Origin of the sequence: Streptomyces sp. NEAU-W12 (genome assembly GCF_026242095.1) — a bacterium.
Lineage (GTDB): Bacteria > Actinomycetota > Actinomycetes > Streptomycetales > Streptomycetaceae > Streptomyces.
Map to the genome: position 1 here is coordinate 363,553 of NZ_JAPJDM010000002.1, position 20,931 is coordinate 384,483.

Annotated in this window: 16 protein-coding genes and 1 pseudogene; 4 read left to right on the forward strand and 13 right to left on the reverse strand. The window is 74.5% G+C overall.

Going from position 1 to position 20,931, the window contains the following annotated elements; translation table 11 throughout:
* Position 1 precedes the first annotated feature (1 nt).
* From ORI94_RS03880 to ORI94_RS35465, 4 genes and pseudogenes are all read left to right on the forward strand, one after another.
* Entirely contained in the window at positions 2–835 is an 834-nt protein-coding gene (locus tag ORI94_RS03880; RefSeq protein ID WP_266072381.1) for an amino acid ABC transporter permease, read from the forward strand.
* Positions 832–1,680, forward strand: coding sequence for an amino acid ABC transporter ATP-binding protein (locus ORI94_RS03885; protein WP_266072382.1), 849 nt, complete (start codon positions 832–834; stop codon positions 1,678–1,680). The genes ORI94_RS03880 and ORI94_RS03885 overlap by 4 nt, the downstream gene beginning before the upstream one ends.
* A 21-nt stretch (positions 1,681–1,701) precedes the next feature.
* The gene (locus tag ORI94_RS03890) at positions 1,702–2,799 is read left to right on the forward strand and encodes an amidohydrolase family protein (protein WP_266072383.1); all 1,098 of its coding nucleotides are present in this window, start codon (positions 1,702–1,704) and stop codon (positions 2,797–2,799) included.
* A gap of 96 nt (positions 2,800–2,895) precedes the next feature.
* Positions 2,896–2,958 (forward strand): annotated as a pseudogene (locus ORI94_RS35465) (hypothetical protein); the annotation flags it as partial.
* A 344-nt stretch (positions 2,959–3,302) separates the two neighbouring features.
* Here the strand turns inward: ORI94_RS35465 and cobC are convergent.
* The 13 genes from cobC to ORI94_RS03955 all read right to left on the reverse strand — a co-directional run bounded on the left by cobC (position 3,303) and on the right by ORI94_RS03955 (position 20,924).
* Positions 3,303–4,379: an Rv2231c family pyridoxal phosphate-dependent protein CobC gene (gene cobC / locus ORI94_RS03895; RefSeq protein WP_266072385.1), complete on the reverse strand. Its 1,077-nt coding sequence runs from the start codon at positions 4,377–4,379 to the stop codon at positions 3,303–3,305.
* Positions 4,369–5,280, reverse strand: a complete 912-nt coding sequence (locus ORI94_RS03900; protein WP_266072387.1) for a sirohydrochlorin chelatase — start codon at positions 5,278–5,280, stop codon at positions 4,369–4,371. The genes cobC and ORI94_RS03900 overlap by 11 nt, the downstream gene beginning before the upstream one ends.
* Positions 5,277–5,867 carry a precorrin-8X methylmutase gene (locus tag ORI94_RS03905; protein WP_266072389.1) on the reverse strand — a complete coding sequence of 197 codons (591 nt, stop codon included), beginning with the start codon at positions 5,865–5,867 and terminating at the stop codon, positions 5,277–5,279. The genes ORI94_RS03900 and ORI94_RS03905 overlap by 4 nt, the downstream gene beginning before the upstream one ends.
* Positions 5,864–7,588, reverse strand: coding sequence for a precorrin-3B C(17)-methyltransferase (cobJ, locus tag ORI94_RS03910; protein ID WP_266072391.1), 1,725 nt, complete (start codon positions 7,586–7,588; stop codon positions 5,864–5,866). Before cobJ ends, ORI94_RS03905 begins: the two co-directional genes overlap by 4 nt.
* Positions 7,585–8,856: a precorrin-6y C5,15-methyltransferase (decarboxylating) subunit CbiE gene (gene cbiE, locus ORI94_RS03915; RefSeq protein WP_266072393.1), complete on the reverse strand. Its 1,272-nt coding sequence runs from the start codon at positions 8,854–8,856 to the stop codon at positions 7,585–7,587. Before cbiE ends, cobJ begins: the two co-directional genes overlap by 4 nt.
* On the reverse strand, positions 8,853–9,671 hold the full coding sequence (cobM, locus tag ORI94_RS03920; RefSeq protein WP_266072395.1) for a precorrin-4 C(11)-methyltransferase: 819 nt from the start codon (positions 9,669–9,671) through the stop codon (positions 8,853–8,855). Before cobM ends, cbiE begins: the two co-directional genes overlap by 4 nt.
* Before the next feature lie 56 nt (positions 9,672–9,727).
* Complete coding sequence (gene cobI / locus ORI94_RS03925; RefSeq protein ID WP_383815147.1) at positions 9,728–10,495, reverse strand: precorrin-2 C(20)-methyltransferase; 768 nt, start codon at positions 10,493–10,495, stop codon at positions 9,728–9,730.
* Positions 10,480–11,952 (reverse strand): cobyrinate a,c-diamide synthase, encoded by a 1,473-nt coding sequence (locus ORI94_RS03930; RefSeq protein WP_266072562.1) that lies wholly within the window; start codon positions 11,950–11,952, stop codon positions 10,480–10,482. The genes cobI and ORI94_RS03930 overlap by 16 nt, the downstream gene beginning before the upstream one ends.
* Positions 11,949–12,548 carry a cob(I)yrinic acid a,c-diamide adenosyltransferase gene (cobO, locus tag ORI94_RS03935; RefSeq protein WP_266072399.1) on the reverse strand — a complete coding sequence of 200 codons (600 nt, stop codon included), beginning with the start codon at positions 12,546–12,548 and terminating at the stop codon, positions 11,949–11,951. The genes ORI94_RS03930 and cobO overlap by 4 nt, the downstream gene beginning before the upstream one ends.
* Positions 12,548–14,581 carry a putative cobaltochelatase gene (locus tag ORI94_RS03940; protein WP_266072401.1) on the reverse strand — a complete coding sequence of 678 codons (2,034 nt, stop codon included), beginning with the start codon at positions 14,579–14,581 and terminating at the stop codon, positions 12,548–12,550. The genes cobO and ORI94_RS03940 overlap by 1 nt, the downstream gene beginning before the upstream one ends.
* Before the next feature lie 168 nt (positions 14,582–14,749).
* Complete coding sequence (gene cobN, locus ORI94_RS03945; RefSeq protein ID WP_266072403.1) at positions 14,750–18,403, reverse strand: cobaltochelatase subunit CobN; 3,654 nt, start codon at positions 18,401–18,403, stop codon at positions 14,750–14,752.
* Complete coding sequence (locus ORI94_RS03950; protein ID WP_266072405.1) at positions 18,400–19,935, reverse strand: cobyric acid synthase; 1,536 nt, start codon at positions 19,933–19,935, stop codon at positions 18,400–18,402. Before ORI94_RS03950 ends, cobN begins: the two co-directional genes overlap by 4 nt.
* Positions 19,932–20,924 carry a cobalamin biosynthesis protein gene (locus ORI94_RS03955; protein ID WP_266072406.1) on the reverse strand — a complete coding sequence of 331 codons (993 nt, stop codon included), beginning with the start codon at positions 20,922–20,924 and terminating at the stop codon, positions 19,932–19,934. Before ORI94_RS03955 ends, ORI94_RS03950 begins: the two co-directional genes overlap by 4 nt.
* Positions 20,925–20,931 lie beyond the last annotated feature (7 nt).

Here is a 20,931-nt window from a genome sequence, read left to right on the forward strand (position 1 = left end):
GATGGCCGACACGAAGGTGCCCCCGGAGCTGAGGAAGAAGGGGCTCACCCGGAGCCAGAAGCGCCGGCTGTCGCGCGGCGCCCAGTACGTCGTCTTCGTCGCCGCCGTGATCGCCTTCGCGGTCTCGGCGGACTGGGGCAGGCTGCAGAACCAGTTCGCGCAGGCCGACATCGCCGAGCGGATGTTCCCGGAGATCATCACCCTGGCGCTGAAGAACACGGTGCTCTACACGGTGACCGGCTTCGCCGTCGGGCTGGCCCTCGGCATGGTCGTCGCGCTGATGCGGCTGTCGTCGGTCGGCCCGTACCGCTGGCTGGCGGGCATCTACATCGAGATCTTCCGCGGCCTGCCCGCCCTGCTGATCTTCATCTTCATCGGCGTGGCCGTGCCGCTCGCCTTCCCCGGCACCGAGATCATCGGCGGCACCTACGGCAAGGTCGCCCTCGCGCTCGGCCTGGTGGCCGCCGCCTACATGGCCGAGACGATCCGCGCGGGCATCCAGGCGGTGCCCAAGGGGCAGATGGAGGCGGCCCGTTCACTGGGCTTCTCGCCCGCGCGGGCCATGGTCTCGATCATCATCCCGCAGGCGTTCCGGATCATCCTGCCGCCGCTCACCAACGAACTCGTCCTGCTCTTCAAGGACTCCTCGCTGGTGCTGTTCCTCGGTGTCACGCTGGAGGAGCGCGAACTGTCCAAGTACGGCCGCGACCTGGCCAGCCAGACCGCCAACTCCACCCCGATCCTGGTCGCCGGCCTGTGCTACCTGCTGATCACCATCCCGCTCGGCTTCGTCGTACGCCGTATGGAGGCCAAGGCCCAGGAGGCCGTCAAATGAGCCGACCGGACAAGCAGCCGGACAAGCAGCCCGGCGAGCAGCCGAAGGGCCGGCCCGGTAATCCGGAGATCCTGGTCAGCGGGCTGCACAAGTCGTTCGGCAGCAACGAGGTGCTGCGCGGCATCGACCTGGAGATCCGCCGGGGCGAGGTCGTCTGCGTGATCGGGCCGTCCGGCTCGGGCAAGTCGACCCTGCTCCGGTGCGTGAACCTGCTCGAGGAGCCCACCGAGGGCCAGGTGTACGTCGGCGGTACGGAACTCACCGACCCGGACGTCGACATCGACGCCGCCCGCCGCCGGATCGGCATGGTCTTCCAGCAGTTCAACCTCTTCCCGCACCTCACCGTCACCGAGAACCTCACCCTGCCGCAGCGCCGGGTACTGAGGCGGGGCAAGGCACAGGCCGCCCGGACCGCCGCCGCGAACCTGGAGCGGGTCGGCCTCGCGGAGAAGGCGGACGCCTACCCGTCCTCCCTCTCCGGCGGCCAGCAGCAGCGCGTCGCCATCGCCCGCGCGCTGGCGATGGGGCCCGAGGTGATGCTGTTCGACGAGCCGACCTCGGCGCTCGACCCCGAGCTGGTCGGCGACGTCCTCGCGGTGATGCGGATGCTCGCCGACGAGGGCATGACGATGATGGTCGTCACCCACGAGATGACCTTCGCCCGCGAGGTCGCCGACCGGGTCGTCTTCATGGACGGCGGGGTGATCGTCGAGGACGGCACCCCCGAGCAGGTCATCGGCGCCCCGCGGCACGAACGCACCCGCCACTTCCTCTCCCGGCTCCTCGACCCCGCCATGGCGGACGTGGAGGAGGAGACCTCCGACCGGACCGGCACCTCCCCGTAGCGGCTCACTACAGTGCTGCGCATGAGCGAACGCGCGGTGCTGCACGTGAAGGGGCGGGTCCTCGTCGGACCGGACGAGGACCAGGTCCGCGACGAGCTGTGGGTGGTCGACGGCCGGATCTCCTACGACCGTCCCGCCGGCGCCCGCGACGTGACGGCCGTCGAGGGCTGGGTGCTGCCCGGACTGGTCGACGCCCACTGCCATGTGGGCCTCGACCGGCACGGTGCGGTGCCCCAGGAGGTCGCCGAGAAGCAGGCGCTCACCGACCGGGACGCCGGGGCCCTGCTGCTGCGGGACGCGGGATCACCTTCCGACACCCGCTGGACCGACGACCGCGACGACCTCCCGAAGATCGTCCGGGCCGGCCGGCACATCGCCCGCACCCGCCGCTACATCCGGGGCTACGCCTGGGAGGTCGAACCCGAGGACCTCGTCGCGTACGTCGCCCGGGAGGCCCGGCGCGGCGACGGCTGGGTGAAGCTCGTCGGCGACTGGATCGACCGCGACCTCGGCGACCTGTCGGCCTGCTGGCCGCGCGGCGCCGTCGAGGCGGCGATCGCCGAGGCGCACCGGCTGGGCGCCCGGGTCACCGCGCACTGCTTCGCCGAGGACTCCCTGCGGGACCTGGTCGAGGCCGGCATCGACTGCGTCGAGCACGCGACGGGCCTGACCGACGAGACCATCCCGCTGTTCGCCGAACGGGGTGTGGCGATCGTCCCGACCCTCGTCAACATCGCCACCTTCCCGGCCCTCGCCGACGGCGGCGAGTCCCGGTTCCCGCGCTGGTCGGCCCATATGCGCCGGCTCCACGAGCGCCGCTACGACACCGTGCGCTCCGCCTACGACGCCGGCCTTCCCGTCTTCGTCGGTACGGACGCGGGCGGCACCCTCCCGCACGGCCTCGCGGCGGCCGAGGTCGCCGAACTCGTCGCTGCCGGCATCCCGCCCGTCGACGCCCTCGCGGCCGGCACCTGGGCGGCCCGCGCCTGGCTCGGACGCCCCGCACTGGATGAGGGGGCCCCGGCCGACCTCGTCGTCTATGCCTTCGACCCGCGCGCGGACGTACGGGTGCTGGCGGACCCGCGCCGGGTGGTGCTGAACGGGCGCGTGGTCGCGTAGGACGGCGCGGCCCGCAGGCCGCAGCTCGGCGGACGCGGCCCGCAGGTCACGGTGGGCGGCCGGCACCCGCCCACCGTGTGACACACGGGCGGCGACTCGACGACTCCCTGCGTCGCGGGCGGCGCCCCCGCCCTCCTCGCGGCGGGCGGCGCGGCGGTCCTGCCGTCCCGCGGGGGGCGCCGGAGCCGGCGGGGGGCACGGCAGGGCGGTGCCGGTGTGGTGGGCCCGGTGTTTCCACCGGCGGGGTCCGGCCCGTACGGGCGGCTGCCCGCCCTCCCTGTGCGGCCCGGACGGCGGGAACGACGGGGACGACGGGCCGCCTGCCGTCCCGCGGGGGCGCCGCGTGTGGGAGAAATCCCCGCCGCCACGTCCCCGGGGTCTGGTCCCCCCGGCACCGGGGTCTCGGTCGTCGGCACGGGGCCGGCGGTGCGTGGTGTCGCCGTCCGGCGGTGCCCGGAACGGGCGCGGGGCCAGGTCTCCGCCGGTACGCGGCCCGGCTCGGGTCAGATCGTGTCCAGGGCCCGGCCCAGGGCCTTCAGGAACGCGTCCGTCGTCGCGCGGTCGCGTACCGCGACGCGCAGCCAGCGTTCGTCGAGGCCCGGGAAGGTGTCCCCGCGCCGTACCGCGAAGCCCAGGGCGCGCAGGCGCTCCCGTACCGCCGCCGCGCGCGGGAGCCGCAGGAGGACGAAGGGGCCCTCGGCGCCTTCCACGACCCGCACCCCGCGGTCGGCGAACTCTCCGAGCCCGGTGAGGAGACGGGAGCGGTCCGCGGCGACGCGGCGGGCCGCCTCGGCCGCCTCCGCCAGGGCCCCGGGCCCGACGCACGCCTGCGCCGCGGCCAGCGCGGGCGTGGACACCGGCCACAGGGGCTGCGCCCGCGCCAGCCGCTCGACCGTCTCCGGCCCGGCCAGCACGTACCCGATGCGCAGCCCCGCCAGGCCCCACGTCTTGGTGAGGCTGCGCAGCACCACCAGCCCCGGCACGTCCGTCCGGCCGGCCAGCGTCTCCCGCTCACCGGGCACCGCGTCCAGGAACGCCTCGTCCACGACCAGGGTCCGCCCGGGCCGGGCGAGCCGGGCGACGGCGGCGGCCGGATGCAGGACGGACGTCGGATTCGTCGGGTTGCCGATCACCACCAGGTCCGCGGCCCCGGGAACCGCGTCGGGGTCCAGCCGGAAACCGTCCTCCTCCCGCAGCAGCACCCGGCCGACCGTGTGCCCGGCCTCCCGCAGTGCCGCCTCCGGCTCCGTGAACTGCGGATGCACCACCACCGGCCGGCGCACCCTCAGCGCCCGCGCCAGCAGCACGAACGCCTCCGCCGCCCCCGCGGTCAGCAGCACCCGCTCCACCGGCAGCCCGTGCCGGGCCGCCACCGCGGCCCGCGCCGCCCGCCCGTCCGGGTAGGCGGCGAGGCCGGCCAGCGATCCGGCGATGCGCTCGCGCAGCCACGCCGGGGGAGTGCCCTGGCGGACGTTCACGGCCAGGTCGACCAGCGCGGCACCGTCGTCGCGGACCTCGGCGTCCCCGTGGTGCCGCAGGTCGTGCCCGACTGCCCTGGGGGCGGCGGAGTCAGTGCGCATGGGAGTGCGTGTGACCGTGGTCATGGCCGTGATGGTGGTGGCCGTCGTCGTCCGGGTGGAAGTGGGGCTGCTGCGCCATCCCCACCTTGTCCTCGAAGCCCGGCAGCGCGATCCGGTACACACAGCTGTCGCAGTTCATCCGCAGGTCGCCCTTCACCGCCTCCGCGTACCGCTCCATCACCAGGTCCAGCAGCTCCGGCTCGGGACCGATGACGTCCGCCGACCGCACCTGTGTCTCCGGGTGCGCCGCCGCCCACTCCTCCGTCTGCCGCCGTACCCGGTCCGGCAGGATGCCGGTGAACAGGAAGTACGGCAGGACCACGATCCGCCGGGCGCCGAGCCGCACGCACCGGTCCAGCCCGCCCGGCACGTCCGGCGCGGCCAGCGACACGAACGCCGTCTCCACGGCCCCGTACCCGCGCCCCTCCCACAGCAGCCGCGCCGCCTTGAACACCTCGGCGTTGGCGTCCGGGTCCGTCGACCCGCGCCCCACCAGCAGCACGGTCACCTCGGCGGGGTCCCAGGAGGGATCCACCGCCTGAGCCAGCCGCCGCTCCAGCACGCTCAGCAGGGCGGGGTGCGGGCCCAGCGGACGGCCGTACGTGTAGGAGAGGCCGGGGTGGCGTTCCTTCTCGCGGGCCAGCGCCGCCGGGATGTCGCCCTTGGCGTGTCCGGCGGACACCAGCATCAGCGGGACCGCCGCGAACCGTCGTACGCCCCGCTCCACCAGCTCGGCGACGGCCTCGCCCAGCGGCGGCGGGGACAGCTCGATGAAGCCGCCGGCGACGGGCAGTTCGGGGTTCTGGCGCCCCAGCTCCCGTACGAAGTCCCGGAACGCCTGTGCTCCGGCGTCGTCCCGGGTGCCGTGGCCGGCGATGAGCAGCGCGGGCTGGGTGGTCACAGGTCGTTCTCCTCAGACGAAGTGGGGTGGTACAGAAGGGCGTTGAGCGCGGCTGCGGCGACCGCCGAACCGCCCTTCTCGGACACGTTGCTCACGGCGGGCAGTCCGCTCCCGCGCAACGCGGCCTTGGACTCGGCCGCTCCGACGAAACCGACGGGCAGCCCGATGACGAGCGCGGGCGAGGTATCCAGGGTCAGCAGCTCCTCGAGGGCGGTCGGCGCACAGCCGATCACCCACAGGGCACCGGGCCCCACCTCGTCGTACGCCAGCCGCACCGCGTGCGCGGAACGCGTCAGACCGGGCCCGGACCGGGCGTCCTTGAGCCGGCACACGGTCTCGCGGCGGGTGATCCCCGCCGCGACCATCTCCACGTCCGCGACGACCGGCGCCCCGGCGTGCAGCGCGGCATGGGCCGCCGCCAGCTCCGCCTCGTCCAGGACGAGGTCGGACGCGTAGTCCAGGTCGGCCGCCGAGTGGACGACCCGCTCGACGACCGCCCGGGTCAGCGGCGGGAAGTGCGAGGTGTCCAGACGGGACCGCAGCCGCCGGAAGGACTCCTGCTCGATGGGGTGGACGACACGGTTCACCGGGACTCCTCCCGGTCCGCGGCGGAGCCGCTCGTCGATGCCGCCTGCCAGCGGTAGCCGCGCGGGGTGACCATCCGGCCCGCGACCTCGCGGGTCGCCGTGTTGCCCACGGTCACCACCGTCATCATGTCGACGGTCGCCGGGTCCAGCGCGGCCAGCGTCGTCAGCCGGCTCGACTCGTCCGGCCGCGAGGCGTTCCGCACGACACCGACCGGTGTGGTCGGTCGCCGGTGCTCCGCGAGGATCGCGAGGGCCTTGGGCAGCTGCCAGTCACGGCCCCGGCTGCGCGGGTTGTAGAACGTCACGACGAGGTCCGCCTCGGCCGAGGCCCGCACCCGCCGTTCGATGACCTCCCACGGCGTGTGCAGGTCGGACAGGCTGATCGACACATGGTCGTGGCCCAGCGGCGCGCCGAGGACCGCCCCGGCCGCCAGCGCCGCCGTCACGCCGGGCACGCCGACCACGTCGATGTCGTCGGACGCCTCGGCGAGCGCCGGGGAGGCCATGGCGTACACGCCCGCGTCCCCGCTGCCGATCAGCGCGACCGCCCGCCCCCGGCGGGCCTGTTCGACGGCCGTGCGCGCCCGCTCCTCCTCCGCACCGAGCCCCGACTCCAGGACCAGGGTGCCGGGCCGCAGCAGATCGCGGATCTGGTCGACGTACTGGTCGAGACCCACCAGTACGGACGCGCCCCGCAGCTCCGCCTTCGCACGCGGGGTGAGCAGGTCCCGGGCGCCCGGCCCGAGCCCGACCACCGCGAGCCGCCCGCGCCCCGGCCGCCGCACGACGGCACAGGTCGCCATCGCGGGCCGCCCGTCCCCGCGTTCCGACTTGCGCTTGGGCACGAGGAGCTCGCCCCCGCCCGCCAGCGCGGCGGCCTCCGCCACCGACGGGGTGCCGACGGCGGCGAGCGGCGCGTCGGAGGGGTTCGGCACGCCGACGCACGCCAACTCCTCGGCGGCGTACGTCACCAGCGGCACCGCGAGCCGCCGGGCCGCCTCCACGATGCCGGGCTCCCCGGCCTTCGCGTCCACGGTGGCCAGGCGGGCGAGCGACGCGGCCGACAACCCGGCGTCGCGCAGCGCGCCCTCGACCAGCGCGAGCACCTCCTCGGCCGGCGCGCCCCTGGAGGCGCCGACCCCGACGACGAGGGTCGGCGGCCGGAGGACGACCTCTCCTGCGCGAGGCCCGACCACACGGTCCGTGAGCCGGACCGTGTACGCCCCCTCACCGGCGAGCGGCAGCGGCGGCAGCGGCCAGGTCACGTCGGCGCGCAGCGCCACTGCCTCACCGTCCAGCAGCGCGCGCGACACGGCGGCCACGTCGCCCTCCACCGGCAGACCCAGGGTGTCCAGGCCGGCCAGCCCCACGGCATCGGTCGCCGTGGTCACCACCGGCTCGGCGCCCAGCACCTCGCCGACCTCGCGCGCGAGGTCGTTCGCCCCGCCGCCGTGCCCGCCCACCAGCGACACCGCGAACCGGCCCGCCTCGTCGACGCACACCACGCCCGGATCGCTCGCCTTGTCCTCCAGCAGCGGTGCCACCAGCCGCACCACCGCGCCCGTGGCCAGGAAGCACACGATCCGCTCGCACTGCGCGAACGCCGCCCGCACGGCGTCCCCGACGGGACCCTCGTACACACGGGTACGGTCCGGCCACGCGGCGGCCAGCCGGTCCCGCGCGGCGGCTCCCGCCGCGGTGGCGGAAATGAGGCCGATCACTGGGCAACTCCTTCTCTGTCGATGCCGTCGAAACCGTTGCCGGTATCCGCCGGAGGCCGTACGCCCCACAGCAGGAAGACGGGGTTGGTCGCCGCCAGCCGGGTCACGTCCCCGGGCAGCGGCGCGAGACGCGACGACTGCAGCAGCACCCCGTCGCAGGTGAAACCGGCCCCGGTCAGCGCCTCACGCACAGCCGGCACCCGGTCCAGCGCGGCCAGGGCGACGACGACCGTGCGCCGTGCCCGCCGCGCGCACGCGGTGACGACGACGGGCAGGTCCCGCCCGCCCCCGCCGACGAACACCGCGTCGGGATCGTCGAGATCGGACAGCACGGTCGGCGCCGCCCCGTGCACCACGCGTACGTCCACCCCGTGCGCGAGGGCGTTGGCGCGGATCCGCCCCACCCCGTCCGCGGTCTTCTCCACCGCGGTGACGGCGGCGCCCAGCCGGGCGCACTCCACGGCGACGGACCCCGAACCCGCGCCGACGTCCCACACCGACTCGCCGGGGCGCGGCCCGAGCCGCGCCAGCGCCAGCGCCCGCACCTCGAACTTGGTGATCATCGAGTCCCGGTGGGCGAACGCGGTCTCCTCCAGCGCCCAGCCGCCCGACCGGCCGGCGGCCCCGCCCGCGACGGTCCGCACCGGGCCGAGGGCCCGCGGCTCGTCCAGGCACAGCACGACACTCACCGCGTTCCCCCAGTCCCGCGCCGCCGCCCGGGCGGGCGCGACCCGCTCGATCCGCTCACGCTCCGGATCGCCCAGCGAGGAGGCGACGACCAGAACGCGGTCCGGGCAGTGCCGGGCCAGCGCGGCCCCCAGCTCCGCCGGTCCGGCGCCCGGCCCGGTCAGCACGGCGACCTTCGGATGCGCGCGGCACAGGTTCACGGCCGTACGCGGGTCCCTGCCGTGCGCGCTGACCACGACCGCGTCGTCCCAGGGCAGCCCGACCCGTGCGAAGGCGGCGGCCACGGAGGAGACACCCGGCCGCACGTCCAGCAGCTCCGGCCCGAACCGCTCGGCCAGCGCCCGCACGATCCCCAGGAACCCGGGGTCCCCGGACGCCAGCACGACGGTCCGGCGCTCCTCGGCGACGTACTTCTCCACGGTCTCCAGCGCCGGCGCCAACGGCCCGAGGACGACCCGCTCGGCCCCCTCGGGCAGCCGCACGGCGTCCAGGTGCCGCCGCCCGCCCACGACCAGGTCCGCCCCGGCGAGGACGGCCCCGTCCACCGGCGCCCCGGTCCCGGTGCCCACGACGGTGATCACGTGCTCGCGCCCTTACCGCGCAACGCCCTGCGGGCCTGCGGGTCGGCCTTGCGGTAACCGTGGAAGTGACCGGGGTGGTACAGGTGCGAGCGCGTGCCGCTCGCGTCGAGCGCCGGGCCGACGAGGAACAGGGTGTGCTTCCAGAGCTTGTGCTCCTTGACCGTCTCCTCCAGCGTGCCGATCGTGCACTTCACGACCAGCTCCTCCGGCCAGGTCGCCTGGTACGCGACGACGACCGGCGTACCGGTCGGGTAGCCGCCCTCCAGCAGCTCCCGCACCAGCTGACCGCTGCGCGCCGCCGACAGGAAGACCGCCATGGTGGTGCCGTGCCGCGCGAACTCACGGACCTCCTCACCGGGCGGCATCGGCGTCTTGCCGCCGCCCAGCCGGGTCAGCACCACGGACTGCGCCACCTCGGGAATGGTCAGCTCCCGCTGCGCGAGCGCCGCGACGGCCGAGAAGGACGACACACCGGGCACGATCTCGGTGGCGATGCCCAGTTCGGCACACCGGTCGAGCTGCTCCTGCGTGCCGCCCCAGAGCGAGGGGTCACCGGAGTGGATCCTGGCCACCCTCAGCCCCTGGGAGAGGGCCCGCTCGTACACGGCCACGACGTCCTCCAGGGACATCGTCGCCGAGTCCAGGATCTCGGCGTCCTCCCGTGCGTGGTCGAGGACCTCCGCCTGGACCAGGCTGGCGGCCCAGACCACGACATCGGCCTCGGCGATCACGCGCGCGGCGCGCAGCGTCAGCAGATCGGCGGCACCGGGGCCGGCACCGACGAAGGTCACCTTGCCGGTGGGGGCGTCGACCATGGGGAAACGATCCTCTCCTGAGGTTCCTGCGGTTCCTGCGGGTCCTGGGACCGCGCTCACAACTTGCCGCCCCGCCCGCCGTCCCGCCGGGGCGGAGCGATGAGCGTCGACAGATAGGGCAGGGGCGCCCCGTCCAGCTCGGCGGCCGGCCGGACGAACTCCTCCGGCAGCCCGAGCGCCGCCCCCCACACGGCGTCCCCGAGCCGCCCGCTCTCCCGCAGCGCCTCGGCCACCTCGCCCGCCCGCCGCCCGAACTTGTAGGCGACGACCGTGCCGGGCCCGGCCAGCGCGTCCTTGAGCACGGCGGACCCGGCGGTCACCGGCACGAGCGTGAGCGGCTCGGTCCCCTCGGTGAGCACGGCACCGGAACGCGCCGCCAGGTCCTGCATCGCGGTGATCCCCGGCACGGTCTCGACGACCGTCCCCGGCACCGACTCCGCGACGGTCTGGGCGAGATACGTGAACGTCGAGTACACGTTGGGATCGCCGATGGTCGCGAACGCGACGTGACCGCTCTCCCGCAGCAGTCCGGCCACCCGCTCACCGGCCGCGTCCCAGGCGGCCTCGCGCCGCGCCCGGTCGGTGCGCTCGTTCAGCGCGAACACCACCCGGACGACCTTCTCCCGGGGCACGTAGTGCAGCACGGTGGCCTCGGCCCGCCCCCGCTCCCCGCCGTCCTTCCCGTCGGGCGCCGCCATCACGGGCACGACGACGACGTCGGCCGCGCGCAGGGCGTTCACCCCCTTCACGGTCACCAGTTCCGGATCGCCGGGGCCGACCCCGACCCCGATCAGCCTGTTCCTGCCGCTCATGACGTCCGGCACCTCTCGACGAACCGACGGGCCACACCGGGCTCGGACGCCCAGTGCGTGTGCAGATAGCTCGCGTGCACACCGCGCTGTACGAAGCCTTCGACGCGCGGTGCCGGTGTCCGCACGCCCCACGCGGGACCGTCCCCCGCACCGGGTTCGACGACGGTGCGGTGGAACTCGTGTCCCCGCATCCGCGCCCCGGCCCCGGCCAGCACACTGTCGGACACCGCCACGGCGTCCCGGTAGCCCAGGGTGAGCCGCCCGGTCATCCGTGCGGAGGCGTCCAGCACCCCGCACATGGGCAGCCCGTCCAGCTCCCGGCACAGGTACAGCAGTCCCGCACACTCGGCGGCGACCGGCGCACCACTCTCCGCGAGGGCGCCCACGGCCTTCCTGAGCCGTTCGTTGGCGGACAGCTCGGAGGCGTACACCTCGGGAAACCCGCCACCGATCACCAACCCGCGGGTCCCGTCGGGCAGCTCCTCGTCCCGCAACGGATCGAAGACGACGACGTCGGCCCCGGCGGCGGCAAGCAGCTCGGCCTGCTCGGCATAGGAGAAGGTGAACGCGGCCCCGCCGGCCACGGCGACCACGGGCAGCCCGCCCGGGGGCGCCTCCCTGCTCGAAGAGCTCGGAGGAGCTTGAGGACGAGGCCGTTCGGGCCGGAAGCGGGGGTCCGGGGGCGCGGCCCCCGGGGCCGGGGAGGGGAAGGGCGGCGGGGACGAGGAAACCAGAGCCGCACCCGCGTCCCACCCCGCACACGACAACGCCCCGGCCCCCCGGGCCAGGGAGACCAACGCCTCCAGGTCACAGCCCTCGGCCACCTGCGCGGCCATCGCACCGACCGCGTCGACCGCCCCGGCCCGCCGCTCGGCCACCGGCACCAGCCCCAGATGCCGAGCCGGTGTCTCGACCCGGGCGGCCCGCCGCAGAACACCCAGCACGGGCACGCCGACGGAGTCGAGTGCCTCGCGCAGCAGCGCCTCGTGCCGGTCCGAGGCGACCTTGTTGAGGATCACGCCCCCGATCCGCACCTCCGGATCCCAGGACACGAAGCCGTGCACCAGCGCCGCCACCGACCGCGACTGCGACGACGCGTCCACGACCAGCACCACCGGCGCCCGCAGCAGCTTCGCCACCTGGGCCGTGGACGCCAGCTCCCCTTCGCCCGCGGCCCCGTCGTACAGCCCCATCACGCCCTCGACGACCGCGATGTCACACCCGCGCGCCCCGTGCAGGAACAACGGCCCGATCAGCTCGGGCCCGCACAGGTACGCGTCCAGGTTGCGTCCCACGCGCCCGGTGGCGAGCGCGTGATACCCGGGGTCGATGTAGTCCGGCCCGACCTTGTGCGGGGACACGGCGAGCCCCCGCGCGGTGAGCGCGGCCATCAACCCCGTGGCAACGGTGGTCTTGCCACTGCCCGAGGAGGGCGCGGCGACGACCAGCCGGGGCACCGACGCCCTCACCACTCGATGCCCCTCTGCCCCTTCTGTCCCGCGTCCATCGGATGCTTGACCTTGGACATGTCGGTCACCAGGTCGGCGAGGTCCACCAGCTTCTCCGGCGCGTTGCGCCCCGTGATCACGACATGCTGGGTCCCGGGCCGCCCGCGCAGCACCTCGACGACCTCGTCGGTGTCGATCCACCCCCAGTGCATCGGGTACGCGAACTCGTCGAGCACGTACAGCCGGTACGTCTCGGCGGCCAGGTCCCGCTTGACCTGCTCCCAGCCCTCCCGGGCCTTCTCCTCGTTGTCCATCTGGGCGTCCCGCTGCACCCAGGACCAGCCCTCGCCCATCTTGTGCCAGCTGACGCTGCCACCCTCGCCGGAGGCACCGAGCACCCGCAGCGCGTTCTCCTCGCCGACCTTCCACTTCGCCGACTTGACGAACTGGAACACCCCGATCGGCCAGCCCTGGTTCCAGGCCCGCAGCGCCAGCCCGAAGGCGGCCGTCGACTTGCCCTTCCCGATGCCCGTGTGCACGACGACCAGCGGACGATTACGTCGCTGACGGGTCGTCAGCCCGTCGTCCGGCACGACACTCGGCTGTCCCTTCGGCATTACGCGGCCCTCCTCGCCCCGGTGGCCCCCTGCACGTCCCTGACCAGCCCGGCGATCGAGTCCGCCCGCAGCTCGTCCAGCGTCACCGCCGAGCCGCCCAGCTCACCCGCGAGCTGCCCGGCGAGTCCCAGCCGCACCGGCCCCGACTCGCAGTCCACGACCACGCAGGCCGTCCCCTCGGCGGCGAGCAGCCGCGCCGCCCGCCCGGCGAGGGCGACCGGCTCCGGGCCACCGGTGGCCCGTCCGTCCGTCACCACGACCACCAGCGCCCGCCGCGCGGGGTCGCGCAGCCGCTCCACCCGCAGCACGTCGTGCGCCTTGAGCAGCCCGGCCGCCAGCGGCGTACGCCCGCCGGTCGGCAGCGACTCCAGCCGCACCGCCGCCGCGTCCACGGAGGAGGTCGGCGGCAGCACGACCTCGGCCGCCGACCCGCGGAAGGTCACCAGCCCCACCTTGTCCCGCCGCTGGTAGGCATCGAGCAGCAGCGACAGCACGGCACCCTTGACGGCGCTCATCCGCTGCCGCGCCGCCATCGAACCGGAGGCGTCCACGACGAACAGCACGAGATTGGACTCGCGCCCCTCACGCACCGCCTGCCTGAGATCGTCCCTCCGGACCACCAGCCCCGGACCGCCGCGCCCCCGCGCCCGCTGATGCGGCGCCGCCGCCTGCACGGTCGCCGCCAGGTGCAACCTGGTCAGCGCGCCCCGGGGCCGCCGGGCCCCGATGGTCCGCCCGTGCTCGGCCCGCGCCCGCGAGCGCCGCCCGGCGGCACCCTCACCGAGCCCGGGCACGCTCAGCACCTTCGTACGGAAGGGCTCGGCGGCCCGCGCCGGGGTCTGCTCGCCCGCCCCGCCACCGGAACCCGGCTGCGGCCCGCCGTCCTCCCCGGCCTCGGGCCGCGCGGAGGTGTCACCGTCGCTCCGCGGGCCGTCGTCGGGCTCCGGCTGCCCGCCGGGGCCGCCGTCGGGCCCCGGGTCGGGATCGTCGTCGCCCCCGCCCTCGTCCCCGCCCTCACCAGGGCCGCCGAACTCCTCCAGCGTCTCGTCGAGCTTGTCCTCGTCCAGGCCGGGCGCGTCGAAGGGCGAACGACGCCTGCGGTGCGGCAGGGCCAGCAGTGCGGCCTGCCGCACGTCCTCGGCGAGCACATCGGTCCGCCCGGCCCAGGCCGCCAGCGCGGTCGCGGTCCGGGCCATCACGATGTCGGCCCGCATGCCGTCGACCTCGAACGCCGCACAGGTCGCCGCGATCTGCCGCAGCGCCCCGTCGCCGAGGCGCACCGACGGCAGCAGTTCCCGCGCCGCCACGATCCGGGCCCGTACGGCGGCCTCCTCGTCGGCCCAGCGGGCGGCGAAGCCGGCCGGGTCGTCGTCGTGGGCGAGCCGCCGCCGGACCACCTCCACCCGCTGGTCGGGCTCGCGCGAGGCGGAGACCTCCACGGTGAGCCCGAAACGGTCCAGCAACTGGGGCCGCAGCTCGCCCTCCTCGGGGTTCATGGTCCCGACGAGCAGGAAACGGGCCGCGTGCCGCACGGAGACCCCCTCGCGCTCGACGTACGAGGCGCCCATGGCAGCGGCGTCCAACAGGAGGTCCACGAGGTGGTCATGCAGGAGATTGACCTCGTCGACGTAAAGGATCCCGCGGTGCGCGTCGGCGAGCAGACCCGGCTCGAAGGCCTTCACGCCCTCCGAGAGCGCCCGCTCGATGTCGAGCGCCCCCACCAGCCGGTCCTCGGAGGCACCGACGGGCAGCTCGACCATCCGCGCCGGCCTCGACCCGAACGCCCCCTGCTCGTGCGGCCCGTCCGGGCACCCGGGGTCGGGGGAGCCGGGGGCGCAGGAGAAACGGCACCCGGAGACGACGTCCACCGCCGGCAACAGTGCTGAAAGGGCGCGCACGGCCGTGGACTTGGCGGTTCCTTTTTCGCCGCGGACCAGTACGCCACCGACCTGCGGCGACACGGCGTTGAGTAGCAGCGCGAGCCGTAGGTCGTTCTGGCCGACAACGGCGGTGAACGGGTAGGGCGTGCTCACGTCGAATTCACCCCTTCGAGTGGTCTATAGGTGTCGTGCCGATCAGTCGACCGGTGCGAGGTGGGGATGCAGGCACGCTCCCCGCCCCTGTGGCGATGGTCCGGTCCCGTCCGTCCAGTCCTGGACGGCGCCTGCCTGCTCCCCGCCCACGCGGGAATGGGGCGGGGGTCACTGCTCTCCCTCCAGGTCGCCCTCGAGTTCGAGGTAGGTCGCCCGGAGCCGGTCCAGGGTCTCCTGGTCCGGCTCCGCCCACAGCCCTCGGTCGGCTGCCTCCAGCAAGCGTTCGGTGATGCCCCTCAAAGCCCAGGGGTTGGACTTCCGCATGAAGTCCTGGTTCTCCGCCGAGAACACGTACTCCACCGCAAGTCGCTCGTACATCCAGTCGTCCACGACGCCCGCCGTGGCGTCATAGCCGAAGAGGTAGTCAACGGTGGCCGCCATCTCGAAGGCGCCCTTGTAGCCGTGCCGCCTCATGGCGCTCATCCAGCGGGGGTTGACCACGCGGGCACGGAAAACCCTGTGCGTTTCCTCCCCGAGGGTGCGCGTCTTCACCTGGTCCGGGGTCGCCGAGTCGCCGACGTACGCCTCCGGGCTCGCGCCCGTCAGGTGCCGCACCATCGCGACCATGCCGCCGTGGTACTGGAAGTAGTCGTCCGCGTCGACGAGATCGTGCTCGCGCGTGTCGACGTTCTTCGCCGCGACCGCGATCCGCTTGAACGCCGTCTCCATGTCGCCGCGCGCCGCCCGCCCGTCGAGCCCGCGCCCGTAGGCGTAACCGCCCCACACCGCGTACACCTCGGCGAGGTCCGCGTCGGAGCGCCAGTTGCGGGCGTCGATCAGCGGCAGCAGGCCGGCACCGTACGCGCCCGGCTTGGAGCCGAAGATGCGGGCGGTGGCCCGGCGCCGGTCGCCGTGCTCGGCGGTGTCCGCGTCGGCATGCGCCTTCACGAAATTCGACTCCGCGGCCTCGTCCAGCTCGGCCACCGCCCGTACCGCGTCGTCGATCAGCCCGACCACGTGCGGGAAGGCGTCCCGGAAGAACCCGGAGATGCGGACCGTGACGTCGATGCGCGGCCGGCCCAGCTCCTCGAGGGGGACCACCTCGAAGCCGGTCACCCGGCGCGACGCGTCGTCCCACACCGGACGGCAGCCCAGCAGCGCCAGGATCTCGGCGATGTCGTCGCCCTGGGTGCGCATCGCGGACGTGCCCCACACCGTCAGGCCGACCGACTTCGGGTACTCGCCGGTGTCCTGCAGATACCGCTGGACCAGCGAGTCCGCCAGCGACTGGCCGACCTCCCAGCTCAGCCGGGACGGGATCGCCTTGGGGTCGACGGAGTAGAAGTTCCGGCCGGTCGGCAGGACGTTGACCAGCCCGCGCGTCGGTGAACCCGACGGGCCCGCCGGGACGTAACCGCCGTCCAGCGCGCGCAGGATGTGCCCGATCTCGTCGGTCGTCCGGGCGAGCCGCGGCACGACCTCGGTGCAGGCGAACTCCACCACGGCCACCGCGGCCGGGAGGTCGGCGCCCAGCACCTCGCGCACCAGCGGCCCGCCCTCCTCGACCGCCCAGCCGCGCTCCTCCATGCCCTCCGCGATCCGCCGGCACAGCCGCTCCAGCAGGTCGACCGCGTCGGCGGCCGAGCGGGCCGGGCCGTCCACCCGTTCCGTCAGCTCCACCGGTACCTTCACCGGGGCGCCGGGCTCGGCCAGCAACTCCTTCTCCACCAGCCCGAAGTGCTCGGCGAGCGAGGCCCGCAGGCCCGGCAGCGCGTTCGCCTGCCCGCCCCACACCTGGGAGGCGCGCAGCACGGCGAGCACCAGGTTGACGCGCGGCTCGCCGACCGGACCGCCGCCGAGGACGTGCAGTCCGTCGCGGATCTGCACGTCCTTGATCTCGCACAGATAGCCGTCGATGTGCATGACGAACGAGTCGAAGTCGTCGTCGTCCGGCTGGTCGTCCACATGCAGGTCGTGGTGGAGCTCGGCGGCCTTGACCAGGGTCCAGATCTGCGCCCGTACCGCCGGAGCCTTCTCCGGGTCCAGGTCGGAGACCAGCGCGTACTCGTCGAGGAGCTGCTCCAGTTTCGCCAGGTCGCCGTAGGTGTCGGCACGCGCCATCGGCGGGACGAGGTGATCGACCACCGTCGCGTGCCCGCGCCGCTTGGCCTGGGTGCCCTCACCGGGGTCGTTGACGATGAAGGGGTAGATCAGCGGGAGGTCGCCGAGGACGGCGTCCGGAGCGCAGCCCGCGCTCAGCCCGAGGCCCTTGCCGGGCAGCCACTCCATCGTGCCGTGCTTGCCCATGTGCACGATCGCGTCGGCGCCGAAACTGTTCTCCAGCCAGCGGTAGGCGGCCAGGTAGTGGTGCGACGGAGGCATGTCGGGGTCGTGGTAGATCGCGATGGGGTTCTCGCCGAAGCCGCGCGGCGGCTGGATCATCACCACGACGTTCCCGAACCGGAGCGAGGCCAGCACGATGTCGTCGCCGTCGACGTACAGCGAGCCCGGCGGCTCCCCCCACGCCTCGGTCATCGCCTCCCGCAGCGCAGGGTCCAGCGTCCGGAACCACGCCCGGTAGTCCGCCAGCGGCACCCGTGCGGGCGCGGCCGCCAGCTGGTCCTCCGTCAGCCACTCGACGTCGTGGCCGCCCGCCGCGATGAGCCGGTGGATCAGCTCGTCGCCGCCGGCGGGGTAGTCGGTGAGCGCGTAGCCGGCGTCCCGCAGCGCGTCCAGCACCCGCACCGCAGAGGCGGGGGTGTCCAGGCCGACGGCGTTGCCGACGCGCGAGTGCTTGGTCGGGTACGCGGTGAAGACCAGCGCGAGCTTCTTCTCGGCGTTCGCCTTGTGCTTCAGCGCCGCGTGCCGCACGGCGATCCCGGCGACGCGCGCGGCCCGCTCGGGGTCGGCGACGTAGACCGGGACGTCTTCGGGACCCTGCTCCTTGAAGGAGAACGGGACCGTGACCAGGCGGCCGTCGAACTCCGGGATGGCGACCTGCATCGCCGCGTCCATGGGGGAGAGGGCGGCGTCCGACGCCTCCCAGGCGGCCCGCGACGAGGTCAGGCACAGCCCCTGCAGCACCGGCACGTCCAGGTCGGCGAGGGCACCGATGTCCCAGGCCTCCTCGTCGCCGCCCGCCGACGCCTGCGAGGCGTGCGTGCCGCCGGCCGCGAGCACCGTGGCGACCAGTGTGTCCGCCCGTCCGAGGATCTCGTACAGTCCGGCGTCGGCGCCGCGCAACGAACCGCAGTACACCGGCAGGGCGTTGGCGCCGCACGCCTCGATCGCGTCGCACAGGGTGTCCACGAAGGCGGTGTTGCCGCTCAGTTCATGGGCCCGGTAGAAGAGCACGCCGACGGTCGGGCGGCCCTCCCGTACGGCGCGGGCGCCGTGGACGCCGTACTCCGGCATCTTCCGGGGCTGTTCGAACCCCTCGCCGGTGAGCAGGACGGTGTCCGACAGGAACCGGGCCAGCTCGGTCAGGTTGTCCGGGCCGCCCTCCACGAGGTACTTCAGCGCCTCCGCCACGACACCCGCGGGCACCGACGACTCGGCCATCAGCTCCGCGTCCGGCACGGTCTCCCCGCCGAGCAGCACCGTCGGGATCCCGGACGCCCTGAGCGCCGCGAGCCCGTCCTCCCAGGCACGCCTGCCGCCCAGCAGCCGTACGACGGCGAGGTCCGCGCCGTCCAGCAGCGCGGGCAGCCCGGCCGTCACGTCCACGCGGGTCGGGTTGCCGATCCGGTAGGACGCGCCGGTGGCGGCGCGGGCCGCCAGCAGATCGGTGTCGGCGGTCGACAACAACAACACTGTGCTCATGCAGGCGCTCCCGGTGGAATGAAAGGCAGTCCTTGCGGCGCGCCGGACTCGATGAGCCGCCACAGCGCGTCCGTGTCCGCGTGCTGTTCGATCAGGTCGCCGAGCCGGTCGAGCTGCTCCTCGCGCAGCGCGGCGAACGAGGTGTCGGGGGCCGGCACGAAACGGCGCCCCGCGGCGGCGGCCACCTCGCGCAGGAAGGCCCGGCGGAAACCGTCCGACTCCAGCGAGCCGTGCCAGTGCGTGCCCCAGGCCGCTTCGACCCGGCAGCCGTCCAGGCCGTGCCCTCGCTCGTCGGAGAGGAACACCTCACCTCCCCGCACGTCGGCGACCCCGTGATGGATCTCGTAGCCCTCGACGGGCTCCCCGAGGGCCTGCCCGACGGGCCGTGCGAGCGTCTTCTCCCGCGCGAACCGGACCCGTACGGGCAGGATGCCGAGCCCGTCGACCCGGCCGGCGCGGCTCTCCACGTCGTCCTCGATGCGCTCGCCGAGGATCTGGAAGCCGCCGCAGATCCCGAGCACGGGCCGCCCCTCGGCCGCCCGCCGTCTCAGCGCGTCGGCGAGTCCGCGCTCCCGCAGCCACTGGAGCGCCCGTACGGTGCCGCGCGTGCCCGGCACCACCACGAGGTCGGCGTCGGCCAGTTCCTCGGGCCGGTCCACGAAGCGGACCACGACGCCCGGTTCGGCGGCCAGCGCGTCCACGTCCGTGAAGTTGGACATCAGCGGCACCGCGCACACGGCGACCCGCAGCACGTCCTCGCCGACCGGCGCGGTGACCGCGGACTCCCGCACGGCGCCCCGCAGGGACACGGCCAGCCCGTCCTCCTCGTCGATGCCGAGCCCGTGGCGGAAGGGCAGCACGCCGTAGGTGCGCCGCCCGGTCAGACCGTGCAGCATGTCCAGGCCCGGTTCGAGGAGTGACACATCGCCCCGGAACTTGTTCACCAGGAACCCGGCGACCAGTTCCTGGTCCTCGGGGGAGAGCAGCGCGACGGTGCCGAAGAAGGAGGCGAAGACGCCGCCGCGGTCGATGTCGCCGACGACGAGGACGGGGAGCCCGGCGTTCCTCGCGATCCCCATGTTGACGATGTCGGTGCGCCGCAGATTTATCTCGGCCGGGCTGCCGGCCCCTTCACAGATCACCGCGTCATACGTGCCCCGCAACTGCGCGAGACAGTCCAGCACCGTGCCCAGGAGCTGCTGCTGCCGCCCGCCGTGGTAGCCGCGCGCGCTCAGCTCGCCGACCGCCCGGCCCAGCAGGACGACCTGGCTGCTCCGTTCCCCGCCGGGCTTGAGCAGCACCGGGTTCATCAGCGCGTGCGGCTCCACCCGGCAGGCCTGGGCCTGCATGGCCTGCGCCCGGCCGATCTCGGCGCCCTCCCGCGTCACGAACGAGTTCAGCGACATGTTCTGCGCCTTGAACGGCGCGACCTTGACGCCCTGCCGTACGAGCCACCGGCAGATCCCGGCGGTCACCACGCTCTTGCCGGCGTCCGATGTCGTACCGGCGACCAGCAGGCCCCCACCGCTCATGACGTACGTCCCTTCCCACGGTTCCCACGGCGTGCCGTCCGCATCACCGACCGTGTCACCGCTCGCACCGCGGGCCGTGCGACGGCGCCGGCACCGAGCGCCAGCCAGCCGATGCGGCGCGAGAGCCGCACCGCGCGGTCGATGTCCGCCACGGTCACGGCACGGCCGCCGCCGTTGAGGACGGGCCGGTGCTCGACCCGCCCGGCGTAGGACAGCGTCCCGCCGAGCCGCACGCCGAGCGCGCCCGCGAAGGACGCCTCCACGGGCCCTGCGTTGGGACTCGGATGACCGGCGGCATCCGCGCGCCAGGCCCGCACCGCTCCCCGGGGGTCCGGCCCGGCCGCCGAGGCGAGGACGGCGGTCAGTCGCGCTCCGGGCCACCCGGCGACGTCGTCGAGGCGCGCGGAGGCCCAGCCGTACCGCAGGTGGCGGGGGGACCTGTGGCCGACCATGGCGTCCAGGGTGTTGACGGCCCGGAACCCGAGCAGCCCCGGCACACCGGCGACGGCCCCCCACACCAGGGCGCCCACCACGGCGTCGGAGGTGTTCTCGGCGACGGACTCCACGACCGCGCGGGCGATCCCGTCGGCGTCCAGCGCCTGCGGGTCCCGCCCGCACAGGTGCGGCAGCCGTGCCCGCGCCGCCGCGAGGTCCCCGGACTCCAGGGCGCGCCCGACGGCGCGGGCCTCTTGGGCCAGCGACGTCCCTCCGACGACGGCCCAGGTGGCCGCGCCGGTCAGGGCCACCGAGGCGGCGGGGGAGGACCGTACGCAGCGTGCGGCCAGGCTCCCCAGAGCGACGGCCCCGCCGACGCAGACGGCGGTGTGCAGCGCGCCCCGGCCCCGGTCGTCCCGCCACAGCATGTGTTCCACGGCAGCCGCGGCCCGTCCGAAAGCGGCGACCGGATGCCCGCGGCGGGGATCGCCGAGGAGGAGGTCGCCGAGGAGGCCGGCAGCGGCGCCGTACGCGAACGCGCGATCGCCACCCATGGGTTCA